At 42.9% G+C, this 20,132-nt stretch carries 12 protein-coding genes and 2 pseudogenes; 12 read left to right on the plus strand and 2 right to left on the minus strand.

All coding sequences use genetic code 11. The annotated features are described in order from the left end of the window. The first annotated feature begins 63 nt into the window (after positions 1-63). The 4 genes and pseudogenes from AC5YC8_RS13355 to AC5YC8_RS13370 form a co-directional block, all read left to right on the plus strand. On the plus strand, positions 64-768 hold the full coding sequence (locus AC5YC8_RS13355) for an IS6-like element IS1008 family transposase (RefSeq protein ID WP_496120262.1): 705 nt from the start codon (positions 64-66) through the stop codon (positions 766-768). Positions 769-830: 62 nt separating this feature from the next. Continuing rightward, positions 831-2,441 carry an HNH endonuclease signature motif containing protein gene (locus AC5YC8_RS13360; RefSeq protein WP_496120263.1) on the plus strand — a complete coding sequence of 537 codons (1,611 nt, stop codon included), beginning with the start codon at positions 831-833 and terminating at the stop codon, positions 2,439-2,441. Between the two features lie 536 nt (positions 2,442-2,977). Beyond that, positions 2,978-4,210, plus strand: a complete 1,233-nt coding sequence (locus tag AC5YC8_RS13365) for an ATP-binding protein (protein WP_071320611.1) — start codon at positions 2,978-2,980, stop codon at positions 4,208-4,210. Positions 4,211-4,248: 38 nt separating this feature from the next. Continuing rightward, positions 4,249-4,350, plus strand: a pseudogene (locus tag AC5YC8_RS13370) (HNH endonuclease signature motif containing protein); the annotation flags it as partial. Positions 4,351-4,481: 131 nt separating this feature from the next. Here the strand turns inward: AC5YC8_RS13370 and AC5YC8_RS13375 are convergent. After that, positions 4,482-4,811 (minus strand): DUF4236 domain-containing protein, encoded by a 330-nt coding sequence (locus AC5YC8_RS13375; RefSeq protein ID WP_000506885.1) that lies wholly within the window; start codon positions 4,809-4,811, stop codon positions 4,482-4,484. A gap of 208 nt (positions 4,812-5,019) precedes the next feature. Here AC5YC8_RS13375 and AC5YC8_RS13380 point away from each other — a divergent pair, with 208 nt between their 5' ends. The 7 genes from AC5YC8_RS13380 to brxL are packed head-to-tail and all read left to right on the plus strand — an operon-like array spanning position 5,020 to position 19,165. Beyond that, on the plus strand, positions 5,020-5,886 hold the full coding sequence (locus AC5YC8_RS13380; protein WP_496120266.1) for a BrxR family helix-turn-helix transcriptional regulator: 867 nt from the start codon (positions 5,020-5,022) through the stop codon (positions 5,884-5,886). A 10-nt stretch (positions 5,887-5,896) separates the two neighbouring features. Further along, on the plus strand, positions 5,897-6,508 hold the full coding sequence (locus AC5YC8_RS13385) for a DUF1819 family protein (RefSeq protein ID WP_496120268.1): 612 nt from the start codon (positions 5,897-5,899) through the stop codon (positions 6,506-6,508). 16 nt (positions 6,509-6,524) lie between these two features. Continuing rightward, entirely contained in the window at positions 6,525-7,100 is a 576-nt protein-coding gene (locus AC5YC8_RS13390) for a DUF1788 domain-containing protein (RefSeq protein ID WP_002010699.1), read from the plus strand. A gap of 40 nt (positions 7,101-7,140) precedes the next feature. Further along, positions 7,141-10,821 carry a BREX system P-loop protein BrxC gene (brxC, locus tag AC5YC8_RS13395; RefSeq protein ID WP_496120270.1) on the plus strand — a complete coding sequence of 1,227 codons (3,681 nt, stop codon included), beginning with the start codon at positions 7,141-7,143 and terminating at the stop codon, positions 10,819-10,821. A gap of 46 nt (positions 10,822-10,867) precedes the next feature. Continuing rightward, positions 10,868-14,428 (plus strand): BREX-1 system adenine-specific DNA-methyltransferase PglX, encoded by a 3,561-nt coding sequence (gene pglX, locus AC5YC8_RS13400; RefSeq protein ID WP_496120272.1) that lies wholly within the window; start codon positions 10,868-10,870, stop codon positions 14,426-14,428. Positions 14,429-14,471: 43 nt separating this feature from the next. Next, complete coding sequence (gene pglZ, locus AC5YC8_RS13405) at positions 14,472-17,096, plus strand: BREX-1 system phosphatase PglZ type A (protein ID WP_496120274.1); 2,625 nt, start codon at positions 14,472-14,474, stop codon at positions 17,094-17,096. Positions 17,097-17,125: 29 nt separating this feature from the next. Continuing rightward, the gene (brxL, locus tag AC5YC8_RS13410) at positions 17,126-19,165 is read left to right on the plus strand and encodes a protease Lon-related BREX system protein BrxL (RefSeq protein WP_034680344.1); all 2,040 of its coding nucleotides are present in this window, start codon (positions 17,126-17,128) and stop codon (positions 19,163-19,165) included. A gap of 124 nt (positions 19,166-19,289) precedes the next feature. Here brxL and AC5YC8_RS13415 read toward each other — a convergent pair. Beyond that, positions 19,290-19,466, minus strand: a pseudogene (locus tag AC5YC8_RS13415) (IS3 family transposase); the annotation flags it as partial. 38 nt (positions 19,467-19,504) lie between these two features. Between AC5YC8_RS13415 and AC5YC8_RS13420 the strand changes: the two are divergent. After that, positions 19,505-20,132 (plus strand): IS6-like element IS1008 family transposase (locus tag AC5YC8_RS13420; protein ID WP_496120276.1); only part of this gene is annotated, 628 nt, incomplete at its 3' end.

Raw genomic sequence — 20,132 nt, forward strand, 5'->3', positions numbered from 1 at the left:
GGCACTGTTGCAAATAGGCTGACATGATAAGCTAAATATCTTATTTATTTCGAGATACAGCAGATGAATCCCTTCCACGGTCGGCACTTTCAAGGTGAAATCATTCTTTGGGCTGTTCGTTGGTATTGTAAATATGGCATCAGCTATCGTGAACTTCAAGAAATGCTCGCTGAACGAGGCATAAATGTGGATCACAGTACAATTTATCGTTGGGTTCAGCGTTATGCTCCAGAAATGGAAAAACGGTTACGCTGGTATTGGCGTAATCCTACAGATTTACATTCATGGCATATGGATGAGACTTATATCAAAGTGAAGGGGCGATGGACTTACCTGTATCGTGCAGTTGATCAATGGGGTCATACGATTGACTTTTACCTTTCCGCTAGACGGAACAGTAAATCAGCCTATAGTTTTCTAGGAAAGATCTTCAATACGGTGAAAAAATGGCAAATTCCACGGGTCATCAATACAGATAAAGCAGCGACCTATGGCCATGCTTTATCACGATTAAAGCGAGAAGGAAAATGTCCAGTAGATATTGAGCACAGGCAGATTAAGTATAAAAATAATGTCATTGAATGTGATCATGGTAAGTTAAAGCGAATCATCAGGGCCACATTAGGATTCAAATCTATGAAGACTGCTTATGCCACAATTAAAGGTATTGAAGTCATGCGTGCACTACGTAAAGGACAAGCATCGTCATTTTATTATGGTCAGCCTCAGGGTGAAGTGTGTCTAATCAACAGGGTTTTCGGTCTCTAAGCACTTTTTAAAGGGAACATCATCGACTCAAATCACTATTTGCAACAGTGCCGCGTAAAGTCATGTTGCCAGAAGAAATGTCACCTTCAATGCAGCGTGACAATTTTGAAGTTGCACTGACTGATTTTGAAAAGCATCCAATCATCAAATGTTTATTTAAGGCGGATAACCAGCGTTCTACGGAATGTTGGAGCGTGCAAGAAATTGCAAACTTTATTGAGGATTGCACAGAAGATCAAAACATCAATTTATGCATTTTGTATTGGAAAGATATACACAGCAATATTTACATTATTGATGGAGCACATCGTCTTTCTTGTATCTATGCGTGGATCAATAGATATTTTGCGGATGAGCAAGTCACTCAAGCACCTAATTTCAATGATCCACAAAAACAAGATATTCGTTACCTCCGCAATTATTTAGGAGATCTCGCTGATTTTCAAAGAATTTGCACTGATGCTGAATTTGCAGAAAAAAAGTCGAAGTTAGAAGATATTAAAATCAGTTTCAGGCAGGTACTGGGGACTCCGGAAGATGCGCGACGGGTATTTCAATCTATTAACTCAGATACTAAACGTTTAGATAAATATGAGGAATATCACCTAAGAAATCGCGGTAGTGACGCGTATTATGCGATCTATGCCTGTTGTTATATCAATGACAATAAATCTAACCTAGAAGAGCTCCAATATACACGTTTAAATGAGTTGATTGAGTTAGGGGAGAGGATCCACCAGTTACTTTTTTCGACCATTTTATTAGACAATGAAATGAGTCATGGCAAAAAAATTGGCTTGGTCAATGAGCTGATGAATATCATTGCGGGTGATCAGATTCATAATATTATGAGTCTGAATCAGGGGGAGCGCGTTGAAAACCTAATGTCGCATCTGTTGACCATTCTTTGCAGAATAGCGACGCCTGTAAAAAATACTGGGGTTCCGAGTTTGGGCTTTCATCCATACTTATATTTTTATAAGGACCAGCGTTTTCAGATTACTTCTTTTCTTGCATGGTTTTCAATTGTGTATGAAATTCATGAAAGCCTCATGCAGATTCATCATCGAACGATTAGTTTCAAAGACTTCACCCGGGTACGCCGTAGTATTGAGTTCTTGATTGCTAATTTCCCCGTGGCGACCACTGAAACGGTCGGCAAGTTCGGCAGTGGTATCAAGGGCTATGATCGGCTACAAATTGTCTATAAAGCCTTTATTTGCTTAAGCTTGGAAATGGAAGTTGATTTTGATGATGAGGAATGCCTGAATACCTTTATTCTGTCCATGTCTAAGGCCTTCAAGTACATAAACTTTAACGAGTTTTATGTCGAAAGATTTTTGGGTGGTTATGATGATGCAGTCGTCAAGCATGTGGTGGGATATGTGGAGTCGATTAGTCCAATTTCTCGGTCAAAGCCAAAGGCCTTTTCGGCATTAACCAAGAGTCTGCTTAAGCACAATTTTGTGGTGGGTAATCATAACTTTTGCCTCATTTGTGATGGATTGATCTATCTTGATTCTACTGAATCGGATCATAGGATTGCCAAAGCCGTAGGTGGGCAAGGAGTTCTAGAGAATGGCCTGCTGGTTCATCCCATCTGTAATAGGATGAAATCAGATCTGAGCCTGGAAGAGATTAGAGCGGATTTGTTTGGTGAATTACTGTATTGAGCAGCAGAGGCGGTAAATTAATTTTCTAAAATTTATCAATGATTTAACTTTTGATATGTTCAGCCAATGTGGTTGTTTTTAATTCAGTGCAGAATCATAACTAGAAGCTAGCTGTAGTTTCTGAATGACCGTCAAGGTCCTTAGTTTTGCCTATAGATTCCCCCTATGGGCATTTTTTTTTGATCAAAAACATGTATAGGTGACTTTAAAATAAACCTTTTAGCAATTCATACGCAATAAGGCTCATACCATTAGCACAATAAAAATGAGTTCCACTCTAGTTAACATCTTAGTTCCATTTACTTTTCACTTAATTTATATAGCAGTTAAGTCGTAGCATCAATGAAATAACATAACATAGAAAATAATCAAAAAGACAGAATTTGGATTTTGATCAGATCTGCTGTTTACATGCTTCTACAGTAGCTTTGAATGTTTCACTTAACCTTTAAACTTTTTCTAAAATTAAATATATTTACATATACGTTCTAAAATTTGATAGAATTTATTAAAACTTTAGATTCTAAGTGTAAATAATGAGAAGCGCTAATATTCGACGTGATGGCTACTTAAAATTTCTGAATACATGGCAAGACCGTGATGTCATTAAAGTACTTTCAGGTGTGCGTCGCTCTGGAAAATCCACCTTATTGGCGATGTTTCAACAAGACCTAAAAGCACAGGGTGTACAAGCCGAAAACATCATTGCCATCAACTTCGAATTTATGGAATTTGAAGAACTCACCGATTACCGTAAACTACATGATTATGTATTGTCCAAAGTTGATAAAAGTAAAAAAAACTATGTTTTTTTAGATGAAATACAACATGTTACAAATTTTGAGAAAGTAGTCGACTCTTTATATGTTCGGGATTATATCGATTTATATATTACAGGCTCAAATGCATTCTTTCTAAGTGGAGAACTTGCGACTTTACTTACAGGACGCTATATCGAGCAACATGTTCTACCTCTGTCATTCCAAGAATTTAAACAGTGGCATATTGAAAATAATCCGATCATCCAACAATTATCCAATCGTGATTTGTATGCCATGTATACGCGCAGTAGTTTCCCTTATACGCTTGCCATGACTAGCCAGCAGGAAACTTATGATTACTTGCAAGCGGTCTATGCCAGTGTAATGTTTAAAGATGTTATTCCCCGTTTGAATACTGCCGATATTAACTCTCTCGAGCGTGTCGCAAGATATTTGGCAAGCGTGACAGGCTCACCTATTTCCATCAATAAAATTAAAAATACCTTTGTTTCAAGTGGGGTTAAGATTTCATTTGAAACAGTAAAACGCTATATTCAGGGCTTACAGGACAGTTTGTTATTTTATAGCGCCGCACAATTTAAAGTACGCGGGCGTGAGTTATTACAATCCTCTGAAAAATACTATTTAGTTGATGTCGGATTGCGCCGGATTATGTTGCCTGATGCTAATGCTGATCAAGGTCATATCTTAGAAAATGTGATTTATCTTGAGCTTGTCAGACGAGGTTATACGGTCTATGTAGGGCGGGTTGATGAATATGAAATTGATTTTGTTGCTGTCGATACTTTACAGAATTTAACTTATTATCAGGTGGCATTAGAAACGCTCAATGAGGAGACACTCAGCCGAGAGTTACGTCCATTACAGAAAATTTCTGATTCGTATCCCAAGTATTTGCTTACCTTAGACACGATAGGGACTGAAGCGAATTATAATGGTATTGTAAAAATGAACGCTCTCGATTGGTTGCTATCTGAAAATAAGTAAAGTTGAGGGTAGACATGGATACTCTTATTTATTAATTAAAACTCAAAGACTTTTCAGCATTAACCAAGAGTGTGATCAAGCATAATTTCTGCTCCATTTGTGATGGATTGATTTACCTCGACTCGATTGAGTCAGATCATCATGATTGAGCTACAGTCGCTTACTGAAAGTAGCGAGAATTGCGCTGGAGTTTCTGAAGGATATTAATTCCTTAGTTTGCTCATTCATCCATCTGGGCATTTTTTTTGATTAAAATACAATGCTGTTCTTGCTAAAAAATGACGGCACCCACCATAAAACACAATATTCCAAAAATAATCCAAGGCCAGATCTTTGTCTTCGGTTGTTCTAAATTCTGAGGATTATATTCCGTGTGTTCTAGCGATGTCGGTTGTGGAACACGGGTCTTTTTAGAGTAAGGCTGGTGTTTAGAGTAAGATAGTCCCGTACCTGGAATACCGACACTGGTTCGCGTACCTTTTTTCCCAATATTTAGAGAAGCACCAGGTTTGCCAATGCTGGCACTGCTGATGCCTTTATGGGTCAGATTAATTTTAAAACCCGGGAATAATTTAATACTTTTACGAAATCTAAAACCCATATTGCTCTCATTCTAAAACTTAGCTCAATTCACGCGCTATACCAGGATCCATGATCTGCTAGAGATCGTACTTTGACGGCTATCATCAGGATACTAGTATATTTTTTATCTGGTGATTGCAATACTACCTCTAAATACCGTCAAAAATGTTTACTGTATATTTGCTGTAGGGTAATCTTAAAGCTGCTATTTATTGACTGATTGGTATATGACGACAGATAAGCATGAAGTCCTGCTACGAATGCGAGCGATCGAGCTCCTTGCATACTGGGAAGGTCGTTTGGTTACCAATCGTTTAATGAGCTGGTTTGGGCTCAGTCGACAGCAGGCTTCTGCGGATATCAAGCGTTACAATACGCTGTATAACCCAGATGCCTTGGTCCATGATCCCTCCGTAAAAGGCTATGTGCCTAAAGCCACGTTTCAACCGGTGCTGACTACCGTACATATCAATGAATATCTCAATATGCTGTCAGGTTTGGTTAGTGAATCGCATGCGCTGATTGCGATGCCAGAACCGAATCTTGCAGCAGTTCAATTACCTGATCGCAGTGCACGTCCTGAAGTGATTCGGGAAGTTTTGCGTGCCTGCCGAAACCAAAACACTTTAAAAATGATTTATGCCTCCATGCAGAATCCGCAGTGGCATGAACGCATGATTTCCCCACATACCCTAGTTTATACCGGTTTTCGCTGGCATGTCCGTGCCTATTGCCATCAGAGCAAGCAGTTTAAGGACTTTTTACTCTCCAGAATTGATCGCACACCTGTTGTGGTGGCGATTGAGTCAGTAGACCCTGCTCAGGACCAGCAATGGCATGAAGAAATTGTACTGACGCTGATCCCTAATCCAAAATTGAACTCATCACAACAAGTGCTGGTCGAAAAAGACTTCGGCATGCCTGATGGCAGATTACAGATTCCGGTGAAAAAAGCCCTGGCTCACTATACTTTGCAGCGATATCAGGCCGCGATCACGCTGGCTGAGGCGGAAGATGCCTTGAAATATCCCTTGGTGTTACAAGGTTCAGATATCGAAAAGCTGTCGTCTTACCTGTTTGATCAGGCCTCATAGGAGATTGGCCATGTTAGAACAATTTCATTATGACAGTGACCTGATTGGCGGTTCCCTGATGGTGCGTGAAAGCCGGCTGATCGCGGATCTGTTATTACGAGAAGCGACTCCAGAACAATGGCATCAGGCCATTCAGATTGACAATATTCTGCAAAAAAGAACGCCTGCTTCAGCTCAACGCAATGCCACCGCTATTCGTAAGCGTCTGGAGCGCTTAGAGCCTGATTTCTGGAAAGCTTTGCGGGATGGGGATGATGAGCTGGCGACTCAGGTGGCTTTTTGTGGGGCACTTGAACGCAACCTGTTGCTGCTTGAGTTTATGGAAACAGTGATGAGAGAGGCCTATATCTCCCAGGCTCAATACCTGGATAGCTATATTTGGTCAGATTTTTTGGATGAGCGTTCACAACGCGATCTTCATATTTGTGATTGGAAAGAGTCCAGCAAGAAAAAAATGGGGCAGGTGGTGTTTCGCATGCTGGCAGAAGCCGGTTACTTAAAAAGTACCCGTAAGCTGGAGTTGCAGCGCGTGATCGTCAGAGCAGAGCTGCGTAGCCTCTTGGAAGAACATTATAAACAACGCATTAAAAGATCTATGGAAGTGTCGCTATGGACGCGCTAGTTGTAGAGGGGCAGCAATGAGTCAAACAATACATGAGCGTCTGAACCAGATTCCAGAGCGTATTCTTTCCACCGAGTTTCTCACCGGTCAAGGATTGGGCAATGAAATTGGCTTCTGGATTTTTGATTATGCACCTGAAGATGAGTTGAAAGTGCGCGAATATCTGCATTTTCTAGACGGGATGCTGGAGAAAAAACACAGTCAGCTGAAGGTGGTGAATATCAACCTGCTGCAAGCCGTGGTGGATTATCTGGCTGAGCGTAACTTCATCGATAAAGCCATTCAAATGCAAAAAGCCAAAGGCGATGAGGCGCTGCTCAAAGCGCTGAAAGGCCCACTGCATATGGATAAGTTCGCGCCCTATCTGGTAAGTAAATATGCCACCAATGCGCAAGATATTGTGTTGATGACTGGGGTTGGGTCGGTTTGGCCACTGTTACGTGCCCATCACTTATTGAACAGTTTGCATTCGTTACTGGGGCATAAGCCAGTGGTGCTGTTTTACCCAGGTTATTACGACGGTCAAGCGATGAGTTTATTTGGAAAAATTCCAAGCAATAATTACTACAGAGCATTCAGATTAGTGCCTTAACAAGGCAAATAGAAATAAGAATTCGGGGGAATTGATTGAGATGAACATTAAAGAACTTTTTTACAAGCCATTAGATCGTGCGATTAACGGGGTCGTAAAAGCAGACCAGAATGACAATACCACGGTTTATCAGGAACTCGATGAGTATGTGGTCACCAATGAACTGGAAAAGCATTTTCGGGACTTTTTCCAGTCTTATGGCACAGACCTGAGCGATCCTTCGATTGCTAACCGAGTCGGCGTATGGATTTCAGGCTTCTTTGGTTCAGGTAAATCACATTTCCTGAAAACCTTGTCGTATATTCTGGCCAATAAAGTGGCACGTGATGCGCAAGGTAACGAACGCAGTGCTGCAGAATTCTTTGATGAAAGCAAAATTCGTGATGCGTTTATCCGTGCGGATATTGGCAAGGCCGTCAGCCATCATGCCGATGTCATCCTGTTTAACATCGACAGTAAAGCCAGTTCCAATGATGATGGCAATCCGATTTTGAATGTGTTTTTACGCGTGTTTAACGAGTATCAGGGTTTTAGTGCTGACCATCCACATATTGCCCATATGGAACGTCACCTGAGCCAGAAAGGTGTCTACGAACGCTTTAAACAGGCGTTTGAGGAATCCAGCGGCATGTCCTGGCTAGAGGAGCGTGACGGCTATCAGTTCTATCAGGATGATGTCGAAACCGCGATTTCCGAAGCCCTCAACTTATCTGCTGAAGCTGCACACAAGTGGTTTGAGGATTCTGAGCAGACCTTTAGTGTTTCGGTCGAAAACTTCTGTCAGTGGGTGAAAGAATACCTGGACAGCAAAGGACCCCAGCAACGCATGTTGTTCTTGGTCGATGAAGTGGGGCAGTTTATTGGCAGCGATACCCGCTTGATGCTGACACTGCAAACCATTACTGAAAACCTGGGTACGATCTGTAAAGGCCGCGCTTGGATTATCGTGACCTCACAGGCAGACATCGATGCTGTTTTAGGTGAGATGTCTTCTTCCAAAGCCAATGACTTCTCCAAGATTGCTGGACGTTTTAAAACCCGTTTATCACTGTCCAGTTCCAATACCGATGAAGTCATCCAGAAACGTTTATTACGTAAAACCCCAGAAGCAGAAGCATTGCTCAGATCGGTGTTTGAGCAAAAGGGCGATATCTTAAAAAATCAGATTACCTTTGACCGTTCAGGCCCAACCCTCAAGAACTATGAGGGGCCAGACAGCTTTATTCATAACTATCCTTTTGCGCCGTACCACTTTCAGCTGGTACAAAAAGTATTTGAAGAAATCCGTAAAGTCGGTGCGACCGGTGCACACTTGGCCTATGGTGAACGGTCCATGCTGGATGCGTTCCAGATGGCCGCGAATGCGATTGCTACAGATGAAGTCGGTGCCCTGGTTCCTTTCCACCGCTTCTATACTTCAGTCGAAGGTTTCCTGGATACTGCAGTGAAGCGTACCATCGACCAGGCAGGGCAGAATAAGACCCTGGATGGTTTTGATGTGCAGATGCTGCGTACCCTGTTCATGATCCGCTATGTCGATATCATCAAAGGTACGCTGGATAACCTGGTGACTTTGTCGATTGAGAAAATTGATGAAGATAAGCTGGCATTGCGCAAGCGGATTGAAGAGAGCCTGCAGCGTCTGGAAAAAGAAAGCCTGATTACTAGGAATGGCGATGAGTTCCTGTTCCTGACTAATGAAGAGCGGGATATCACTCGAAAAATTAAAGCCACTGACTTAGCAGCTTCAGAAGAAAATAAAGAGTTAGCCAATCTGATCTTTAAAGATTTACTGCGCGATCAGAACAAATACCGCCATCAAGCCAACAAGATGGACTATCAGATTGGTCGTTTCCTAGATAGCCATAGCCTGGATGGGAAGTATGAGAGCGATTTGAAAGTTGAAATCATTTCTCCGCTGGATACGGAATACAATCTTTACACCGAAGCTTACTGTATTGGTAAAAGTACTCAGGCCGAAGGACAAGTGCTGTTTAAACTGGCAGACGATAAACAGTTCTTTAATGAACTGCGCACCTGGCTGAAAACCAATAAATTCATCCGCTTAAATGATGATGGCACTCAGTCCGATATTTCCCGTATTCTGGCAGACCGTGGCCGTGAGAACCAGGAACGCAAAAAACGTCTGCGTGTCCGGGTCGAAGAAATGTTGCTGGACGCGGAAAGTTATGCCTTGGGTCAACATCTACAACTTTCATCTTCAAGTCCAACCACCAAGCTGGATGAGGCTTGTCGTTATTTGCTGGAAAACACTTATACCAAACTGAGCTATCTGCAGGTCTATCAGCAGGATGCTTGGCGTGAACTGAACGCCGTCTTGACTGTGGATGATATGGCGCAGCTAGGATTGTCTCTGGATGGTGGGCAGAGCAATCCCAAAGCCCTACAGGAAGTGGAGCAGTACATTGCACTGCGGGCCACTGGTACAGAGCGTATTCTAGTCTCAGATGTGATAGACCGTTTTGCCAAACGCCCTTATGGCTGGCCAGATGCCGAGATTTTATTGCTGGTGGGTCAGCTGGCGGCAATGGGGCGGATTTCACTGCAGTTAAATGGTGGCAGCTTACAGTTAAAAGATGCCTTTGAGCCTTTACAAAACAGTCGCCGTCGCCGTGATGTTTCCATTATTAAAAAGCGCCAGACTGATGATCAGGTGTTGAAACAGGCACGCCAACTGACCCAAGACCTATTCTCGGCCATGGGACCAGCGACAGAAAAAGAGCTGTTTGAATTCTATACCCAAAACTTTAAGACCTGGTTAGCCAACTTTAAGTCGTATAAGAGCAAAACCGATGTCGGGCAATTCCCTGGCAAGAAAGTCATTGAGCGGTCGATTCTGACTTTAGAACGCTTGCTGGCCAATAGCGACAGCTTCGATTTCTTTAAAGCGGTGGTTGATAACAAGGACGACTATCTGGATCTGGAAGAAGACTACCGTGATATTCATGAGTTCTTCAGCAATCAGATGCCAAGCTGGCAGCAACTGCAGCAGGCTCTACGTCATTTTGAGAAAAATAAACAGGCATTGGGCAGTGATGAGGTGGCAAAGAAAGCCCTCTCTGAATTACATCGTATATCCACCCTTGAATCGCCCTACGGCCTGTTAAATAAAATCGCTGATTTGGTTCGCACCGTGGAAAGTGTCAATCAACGCTTACTAACTGAAAAACGCAGTCAGGCGCTAGAGCAGCTGGATGACAAGATCAATCAGCTGGAAGCTGAAATCAAGAACAGCGGCATTGCTACAGCTGAGCTGAGTAACAAGCTACTGCGTCCGCTGCAATTGCTCAAAGCGGATATTGAAGTGGAAAGCAGCCTGTCCACCATTTACATGCTGCAAACCCAAACCGCCGTGGAGCGTTTTGATGAAGCCTTGTATGAGTTGGAAAGCGAAGTTCAGGCGGAAATCCAGCGTCAGGCCAAAGCGGCACAACTGGCTCAGAGTAAAGCAGAGAGTGTAGCGAGCTCAGCAACCACCGCCAGCCCAGCAACATCAGAACCTGCTGCGATTCCGGTAAAGCCAACTGTTGCCGTAGTGCCACCGAAACCGGTAGTCGAAGTTGATGTCGCCAGCATTTACAGCAAAACCTCCAGCAGCGTCTATCTGGAAACAGAAGAATCAGTAGATCAGTTTGTAGACGCACTCAAAGCTGAATTGAAAAAAATCGTGAGTGATAAAAAGCGTGTGCGTATCCGCTAACTCGGGTTAGGGATATCGGCATCAGTCATTAATTAAAGGTTTAAAGATGAATACCAGTAATATTAAAAAATACGCACCGCAAGCACGAAATGATTTTATCGCAGCCATGCGCAAGCAGGCGGCCAAATATGGCATCACCGCAGACAGCATTTTACCTGCAGAACAGAAAGGCGACTTGCTGTTGATTGGCGATCAGGTTTTTCCGCTATCAGTCATGAAACCACGTGACAAGCTGATCAAACGTATTCAAACCAGCAGTTTTGAGCAGACGATTGATTATATCGCTTACAGTTGGTTTAACCGTCTCTGTGCGATTCGTTATATGGAATGCAAAGGCTTACTGGATCATGGTCGCCGTGTACTGAGTAGTACCGATGGCAGTGCAGGTTTGCCACAGATTCTGGAAGAATGTCTGGATATTGACCTGCCGAGTTTAGATGCCGGCCGTGTGGCTGAGCTTAAGCTGGATGGTAATAAAGACGAAGAACTCTATCGTGAGCTATTACTGGCCCAATGCCATGCATTGAATCAGGTCATGCCACTCTTGTTTGAACAGGTTTCTGATGAGTCTGAACTACTGTTACCGGATAACCTGACTAAAACCGACTCCTTGATCCGTGATTTAGTGAGCAGCATTCCGGAAGAAGACTGGACGGATGTGCAGATTATTGGCTGGCTGTATCAGTTCTATATTTCTGAAAAGAAAGATCAGGTGATTGGTAAAGTCGTCAAGAGTGAAGACATTCCTGCAGCGACACAACTCTTCACCCCGAACTGGATTGTAAAATATTTGGTACAGAACAGTGTCGGTCGTTTATGGATGATGGCACAGCCAGAAAGTATGCTTGCCAGTGAGTGGGAATACTATATTCAGCCGGCTGAGCAAAGCGACGAAGTCAATGCACAGCTGAAACAGTTGATTGATGTGCGGATCAGTGAAGATGGCGATACTTTAAACCCCGAAAGTATTACGGTGCTGGATCCGGCCTGTGGTTCGGGGCATATTCTGGTGGAAGCTTATGACTGCTTAAAAGCGATTTACTTAGAACGTGGTTACCGCAGCCGGGATATTCCACGTTTGATTTTAGAAAAGAACCTGTACGGCATTGATATTGATACCCGTGCAGCACAGCTCGCCAGTTTTGCGCTGTTGATGAAAGCGCGTGAGGATGACCGCCGTTTATTTAGCAATCCACCAAAACTGAATATCATTGCGTTACAGGATAGCCAGCCGGAACGTTTAGATGCATTTAGCCAGGATTTGGCAAGCACAGGTCTAGAGAAGGCAGACTTAAAAGAACTGCTAGATTTATTTGAACATGCTTCAACGTTTGGTTCTTTAATTCAAATCCCTGAAGCATTCGCTAAAAAACTACCTGATTTAGAAAGCAAGCTGAATACAGCAGCAGCGTCTGGCGATATCTTTAGTCAACAGTCAGCACAAGAACTTTTGCCATTAGTTAAACAAGCGATTTTTTTAGCTAAGCAATATGATGCCGTGATTGCTAACCCGCCATATATGGGTAATAAGTACTTAAATCCAAATCTTAAAACCTATTTAAAAAAGAACTATCAAGGTTATGAAAAAGATCTTTTTTCAGCTTTCATGATTCGAAATTTAGAGCTGTCAAAAGAAAATGGGCAACTTGGTTTTATGTCGCCATTTGTGTGGATGTTTATCTCTTCTTATGAAAATCTACGTGCTCACTTTATTGATCATGCAACCATTACGACTTTAATTCAGCTTGAATACTCTGGTTTTGATGGTGCAACGGTTCCAATATGTACATTTACACTCGCAAAAACTCATATTACAGGCTTTACGGGTTCGTATATTCGTCTATCTGATTTTAAAGGCTCTGAAAATCAAGCACCGAAAACTTTAGAAGCGATTAACAATCCCAATTGTGGTTGGTTTTTTAATGCAAGACCAGATGATTTTAAGAAAATTCCAGGAAGTCCAATTGCTTACTGGGTTAGTAATAAGTTAAAAGAAATTTTTCATGATTCCTCTAGTTTATCTCAATTTGTTAAACCAATGATCGGTATGAGAACTGGGGATAATGATAGATTCATGCGTAGATGGTATGAGGTTTCTTTAAAAGAAAGTCACTTTAATTCTCAATCATCAGCTGAAGCTATGGAGTCACAAAAAAAATGGTTCCCATACCAAAAGGGTGGAAGCTTTAGGAGATGGTATGGAAATTTAGAATATTTAGTTAATTGGTTTAATGACGGGTATGAAATTAAAGACAATACATTAACTAATTATCCACAGCTATCTTGGGATAACTTAGGATGGAAAATATCTAATGAAAAATCATATTTTTTACCTTCAATTACTTGGACAGCTACTAGTTCTTCATATTTTGGGGTTAGATTTGCAGATAGTGGATGTTTATATGATGTCAAAGGATCATTTTGTTCTCCATCAGAAGATCTTTTATTATTAATTTTAGGATTATTAGGAAGTAAGTTTACAGAAAGTGTAGTAAAAATATTAAATCCTACAATTGAGATACAACCTAGAGATATAGCAGTAATACCATATTTACATGACAAATTATCATTAAAAAAAGATGAAATTAACTTTGTAGTAAATAAATTAATAGGTATTTCAAAGTTAAACTGGAACTCATATGAAACTGCATGGGACTTTAGTCAAAACCCAATTATTCGTACGGGGCAGCCAAATCTAGAACAGGCATTTAACACATGGCAACAGCAAAATGCTGACGCCGTGGCTGAAATGAAACGCTTGGAAGAAGAAAATAATAAGCTGTTTATTGATGCTTATGGCTTACAAGATGAATTGACGCCAGATGTTCCTGATGAACAGATCACTTTAACTCGTGCCGACCGTGAAAAAGACAGCCAGCGTTTAGTTTCTTATGCACTTGGCTGCATGATGGGACGTTATAGCTTAGACGAACCAGGTTTGATCTATGCCCATGCAGGCAATCAAGACTTTGACACCAGCTATTATCAATCATTCCCAGTCGATGCAGATGGCATTATTCCACTCACCGAAATGCACTGGTTTGAAGATGATGCCACCCATCGTATCCAAGAGTTCTTAACTGCGGTTTGGGGTAAAGACACATTAGATGCCAATATGCTGTGGCTGGCAGAAAGCTTGGATAAAAAAGCCAGTGAAACCGCTGAAGATACCATTCGCCGTTACCTCGCTAGCAAATTCTATAAAGACCACATGCAAACCTATAAAAAGCGTCCGATCTACTGGTTATTTAGCAGTGGTAAACAGGGGGCTTTCCAGGCGTTGGTGTACTTGCACCGCTATAACGAAAGTACTTTGGCACGTATGCGTACTGAATACGTCATGCCACTGATTTCCAAAATGGCTGCCTATGCTAATTCTCTAGAAACAGCAAAAGAAAGCAGTGACTCTGCGGCTGAAATCAAACGCATCGAGAAAAAACTGCAAGATTTACATAAGCAACAAGCTGAACTGAGTAGCTTTGAGGAAAAACTGCGCCACTATGCCGATCAGCGTATTTCACTGGATCAAGATGATGGGGTAAAAGTGAACTATGGCAAGTTTGGGGACTTGTTGGCTGAAGTCAAAGCGATTACGGGGGAGAAATGATGAATGCTTTTTCTCCGGTACTAGACCTTGATGAGGTCGTTGCATGAATTTAAGTCAACTACAACAAGGTCTGGAACAAGCCTTTTATATTGAACAGCACCGGATTGTCTTCTGGTACGATGCTGAGCAGTCTTTTACTGAAGAAGTAAGGGCATTAAAGCTGAATGATGTCCATATTTTGAATATGACAGAAGAATCCAGCCTTGCGATCAAGCTCAAACTGGAACTTGAGGATCAGCAGGGTAAATACTTGCTGTATTTCCCTAGTCCTGAGCCTGAGACCGAAAAAGACTGGTTACTGGACATCAAGCTGTATTCACGCAGCTTCTATGCCGATCATTTCTCGATTATTTTCAATGAGCTGGGTTTACAGCAGCAGAGTCTAAGAGAACATCTGACCAAACGTGAAGAATTCCTTAAAGCCAAAGCCCGTCTGAGTACATTGAAACGCTATATCCAGTCTGATGCAGATGAACAGGATCTGGATATGGCCATGATTGCGGCTGTGGTCAAGGCTGACAGTGCCGAACTCATGCATATCGTTCTGGCACTGGCAGATGAAATGGTACAACAGAATCTGAGTCTAGAAGTAAATCCAGACTCCTTTGCTGAACTGGAAAAATTCCAACTGGTGCCAGCTTTAGTCACAGCATTACAGGCGGAAATTGGTTATCCAGCATCGGTTGAAGAATTGAATGGGGAAGCACCATTCAAGCTCGGTACGTTCTTTATCCGGTTAATGACCACAGGCTTTTGTGAAAGCCTGGGCGATATACCGCTATGGGCTCAGGAACTGGTGATGTCATCAGTCAGCTCCCGTGCAACAGCCAGAGCCTTTTTGTCGCGCTGGAGAGACAGCTCCAAATACTACCCAACCTTCGATACACTCTCCCAGACCGTGGCCAATGCACTGCGGATCCAGGAGAAGGTCGGGACTTTTGATCTGGAGCAGCTGCTCGATGTCATGACCTTTGAAGTGATTGAGCAAAAGATCATTGTTGATTTGGCCAGTCATATCCCAGCAGCAGCCAAAGCTGAACTGGAACATTTCAGAACGATTATTTCTACCCGTCTGGATGGCTATTGGGCTTCCAAACATAAGGACGATGCAACCCGCCGTAAATACCGTACCGTCTATACAGCGTTGCAGGCAGCCATTGAGCTGTTCAGCCTGCGACTGCTGTTTGATGCCGGTTTCTATTTCGACTCTAGCGAAGCCTTGTATAAAGCCTACGAGCAGGAGTTGTATCGCTTTGATATGGCCTATCGCCACTACAGTGCTGCTTCTCAACGCGCTCATGTCGATATCCTGAAAAAACTCGATGAAGAAGTCGAAAATTGCTATTCCTACTGGTTTATTGACCACTTGGCACGCAACTGGGGAGAGCGGATTGAAGCTGAACAACGCTTGAATGTCTGGAAAATGGCAGATATCCCAAATCAGCAAAACTTCTACGATACCCACGTCAGACCCTTACTGGGTTCTGCAACGAAACGCCGTATTGTGGTGATTATTAGTGATGCTTTCCGTTATGAAGCTGCGGTAGAGCTGCGTGATCGTATCAATGAAAAGCGTTATTCTGAAGCGACCTTGTCTTCACAGCTGGGCGTTGTCCCAAGTTACACCACACTTGGCATGGCTTCGTTGTTGCCGCATCAGACTTTGGAGTACAAAGAGGCCGCAGGGGATGATGTTTTAGTAGATGGACAATCCAGCAAAGGGACTGCAGCACGATCAAAAATTCTTGCAGCCTATAACGGATTGGCGGTTACCGCTGAAACGGTAAAAGGCTGGTCGCGTGATGAAGGCCGTGAAGCACTCAAAGACCATGATCTGATTTACGTTTATCACAACGTGATTGATGCTCGAGGAGACAGTGCCTCTACAGAATCAGAAACCTTTATGGCGGTGGAACATGCTATTGAAGAGCTGACCGAACTTAGCCGCAAAATTTTAATGCACTTTAATATTTCCACCCTATTGATTACAGCCGACCATGGCTTCCTGTTCCAGCAAAGTAAACTGGAATCTGCGGATCGTTCAAGCTTGACTGAAAAACCTGCCAATACATTGAAAAGCAAAAAACGCTATGTGATTGGGTATGGTTTACCAGAGAGCAAGGAAGCATGGAAAGGCTCAACCCAAGCTACGGCAGGCACACTATCTGCGACTGATTTCTGGATTCCAAAAGGGGCGAACCGTTTCCATTTTGTAGGAGGCTCACGTTTCGTGCATGGTGGCATCATGCCTCAGGAAATCGTAGTGCCTGTACTAACGGTAAAACAGCTGCGTGGTGAAAAGGCTGGACAAAGAACCAAGCGTAAAGTTGAGGTTATTTCTACCAAATCCACGCTGAAAATGGTCAATAACATCCAGAAGTTTGATTTGATGCAAACTGAAGCTATCAGTGAACTGGTCATGCCAGTGACCCTGTCGATTGCCATTTATGATGGGGATCTCAAAGTGTCAAGTGAAGAAACCTTGACCTTTGATAGCAGTACCGACTCTGTTGCGGAACGGGTAAAACAGGTCAGACTGTCATTATCCGGTACTGATTTTGACCGTAAGAAAGATTACTTCCTGGTACTGAAGGACAAAGACCTGAATATCGAGATGCAGCGCTATAAGGTCACCATTGATCTGGCATTTACCGATGACTTCTTCTGATAACGAATTAACGAAAGAGCGTAGCCTACATGGAATCTGCTAACGATAAAGAACTGGATCAGCTGCTGAATGAACACTTTGCTGGGCGGGTGGTACGTAAGGATCTGACTAAACTGATCAAAGAAGGGGCCAATGTCCCGGTCTATGTACTCGAATACCTGCTAGGGATGTACTGTGCCTCGGATGATCCAGAGATCATAGAGCAGGGACTACGTAACGTAAAGACCGTGCTGGCAGAGAACTATGTACGACCTGATGAAGCTGAGAAGGTGAAATCCCTGGTTCGTGAGCGTGGCAGTTATAAGGTCATTGATCGGGTGACCGTAAAGCTGAATGAGCGTAAGGACAAATACGAAGCATCATTTAGTAATCTGGGCATCAAAGATGCCGAAATCTCGGCAGGCATCGTCAAAGAGTATGAAAAATTACTTGTTGGTGGTATCTGGGTCATTGCTACGCTCAGTTATTATTTTGAAGAAGGACAAACCAATTCTCCATTTGGGGTGAGCTTACTCAAGCCGATTCAAATGCCGAATATGAATATGGATGAACTCTTCAGTGGCAGAGCAGCATTAAGCACTGATCAGTGGCGCGAGAGTTTAATCCGTTCCATCGGCATGGAACCGGCTTCGTTAAAAGAGGACGTGCAATGGCACCTATTAGCGCGTATGGTTCCGTTCGTTGAAAATAACTATAACGTTTGTGAACTGGGACCACGCGGTACCGGGAAAAGCCATATTTACAAAGAGTGTTCACCGAATAGTATTTTAGTCTCTGGTGGGCAAACGACTGTCGCCAACCTGTTCTATAACATGAGTAGCCGCCGTATTGGTCTGGTGGGCTTATGGGATGTGGTAGCTTTTGATGAAGTCGCCGGTATTTCCTTTAAGGATAAAGATGGCGTACAGATCATGAAAGACTACATGGCCTCAGGATCTTTTGCCCGTGGTCGTGAACAGATGGAAGCCTCAGCTTCGATGGTTTTTGTGGGTAATATTAACCAAAGTGTTGAATCTTTGGTGAAGACTAGCCACTTATTGGCTCCGTTTCCTGAAGCTATGATCGATTCAGCATTCTTTGATCGCTTTCATGCCTATATCCCAGGTTGGGAAATTCCGAAAATGCGCCCGGAATTCTTTACCAACCGTTATGGCCTGATTGTTGATTATCTGGCTGAATTCTTCCGGGAAATGCGCAAGCGCAGTTTTGCGGATGCCATTGAGAAGTACTTCAAGCTAGGGAATAACCTGAATCAGCGTGATGTGATCGCCGTTCGCAAGACGGTTTCTGGATTGATGAAGCTGCTTTACCCACACGGTCAGTTTAATAAAGAAGATGTACGGCAATGCCTGGAATATGCACTGCAGGTGCGCCGTCGGGTCAAAGAACAGCTGAAGAAAATTGGAGGGATGGAATTCTATGATGTGCATTTTAGCTATATCGACAATGACACTCTAGAAGAGCATTTTGTTTCGGTAAAAGAGCAGGGTGGAGGTGGACTTATTCCCGAAGGTCCTGCTAAACCAGGCTTCCTGTATACCATTGGCCTCAGTAATAAGGGCATGCCAGGCTTATACCGCTTAGAACTGCAAGTCACTAAAGGTTCAGGAAAATTGGCGACATCTGGCTTATGGAATTCAAGTAGTGCCAAAGAACAGGTCAAGATTGCTTTTGATTACTTCAAAGCCAATGCATCCCGGATCTCGGGGGGGAGTAAGGTGCTGGAACATGATTTCCATTTACATGTGGTGGAATTACAGAATACCGGCCCGCTCAGCCATCTTGCTCTGCCAAGTTTAGTGGCTTTCGCTTCTGGCCTCTTAGGACGATCGGTTCAAAGTCAGATGGTGGTACTGGGTGATATGAGCTTGGGTGGTTCTGTGACACCGGTGGAAAGTATTGCCGAATGTCTGCAAGTTGCTTTTGATGCGGGTGCCAAGAAGGTTGCTTTGCCAATGAGTAGTGCGGCAGATATCCCAACGATTCCTGTGGAACTGTTTACCAAGTTCCAGACCAGCTTCTATGCAGATCCGGTAGATGCTGTGTTTAAGGGGCTAGGGGTGGATTAATTTCATATCTGTCTGGAAGAGTTACAGTAGATTGTTTTAAATTCAGTTTCTCAAGTTAAACACCATGTTGTAAAAGCATAATACTGCCTCTTTTAAAGAGCTAGTATTTTAGGGGGGGATTACCCTTCATTTTTTCTTGATCAGATATCTGTTGTATTTTGACAGGATTTTGTTGATCTAAATATTTTTGATACCAAACACGCAATGTTTCAGGAGTACAACCGATTTTAGGATCAATAGCTGTGATTGCTGCCCAAGTAGAAGGATAATCTTTTTGGCACTGTTGCAAATAGGCTGACATGATAAGCTAAATATCTTATTTATTTCGAGATACAGCAGATGAATCCCTTCCACGGTCGGCACTTTCAAGGTGAAATCATTCTTTGGGCTGTTCGTTGGTATTGTAAATATGGCATCAGCTATCGTGAACTTCAAGAAATGCTCGCTGAACGAGGCATAAATGTGGATCACAGTACAATTTATCGTTGGGTTCAGCGTTATGCTCCAGAAATGGAAAAACGGTTACGCTGGTATTGGCGTAATCCTACAGATTTACATTCATGGCATATGGATGAGACTTATATCAAAGTGAAGGGGCGATGGACTTACCTGTATCGTGCAGTTGATCAATGGGGTCATACGATTGACTTTTACCTTTCCGCTAGACGGAACAGTAAATCAGCCTATAGTTTTCTAGGAAAGATCTTCAATACGGTGAAAAAATGGCAAATTCCACGGGTCATCAATACAGATAAAGCAGCGACCTATGGCCATGCTTTATCACGATTAAAGCGAGAAGGAAAATGTCCAGTAGATATTGAGCACAGGCAGATTAAGTATAAAAATAATGTCATTGAATGTGATCATGGTAAGTTAAAGCGAATCATCAGGGCCACATTAGGATTCAAATCTATGAAGACTGCTTATGCCACAATTAAAGGTATTGAAGTCATGCGTGCACTACGTA

The organism is Acinetobacter sp. FY731, assembly GCF_059515905.1.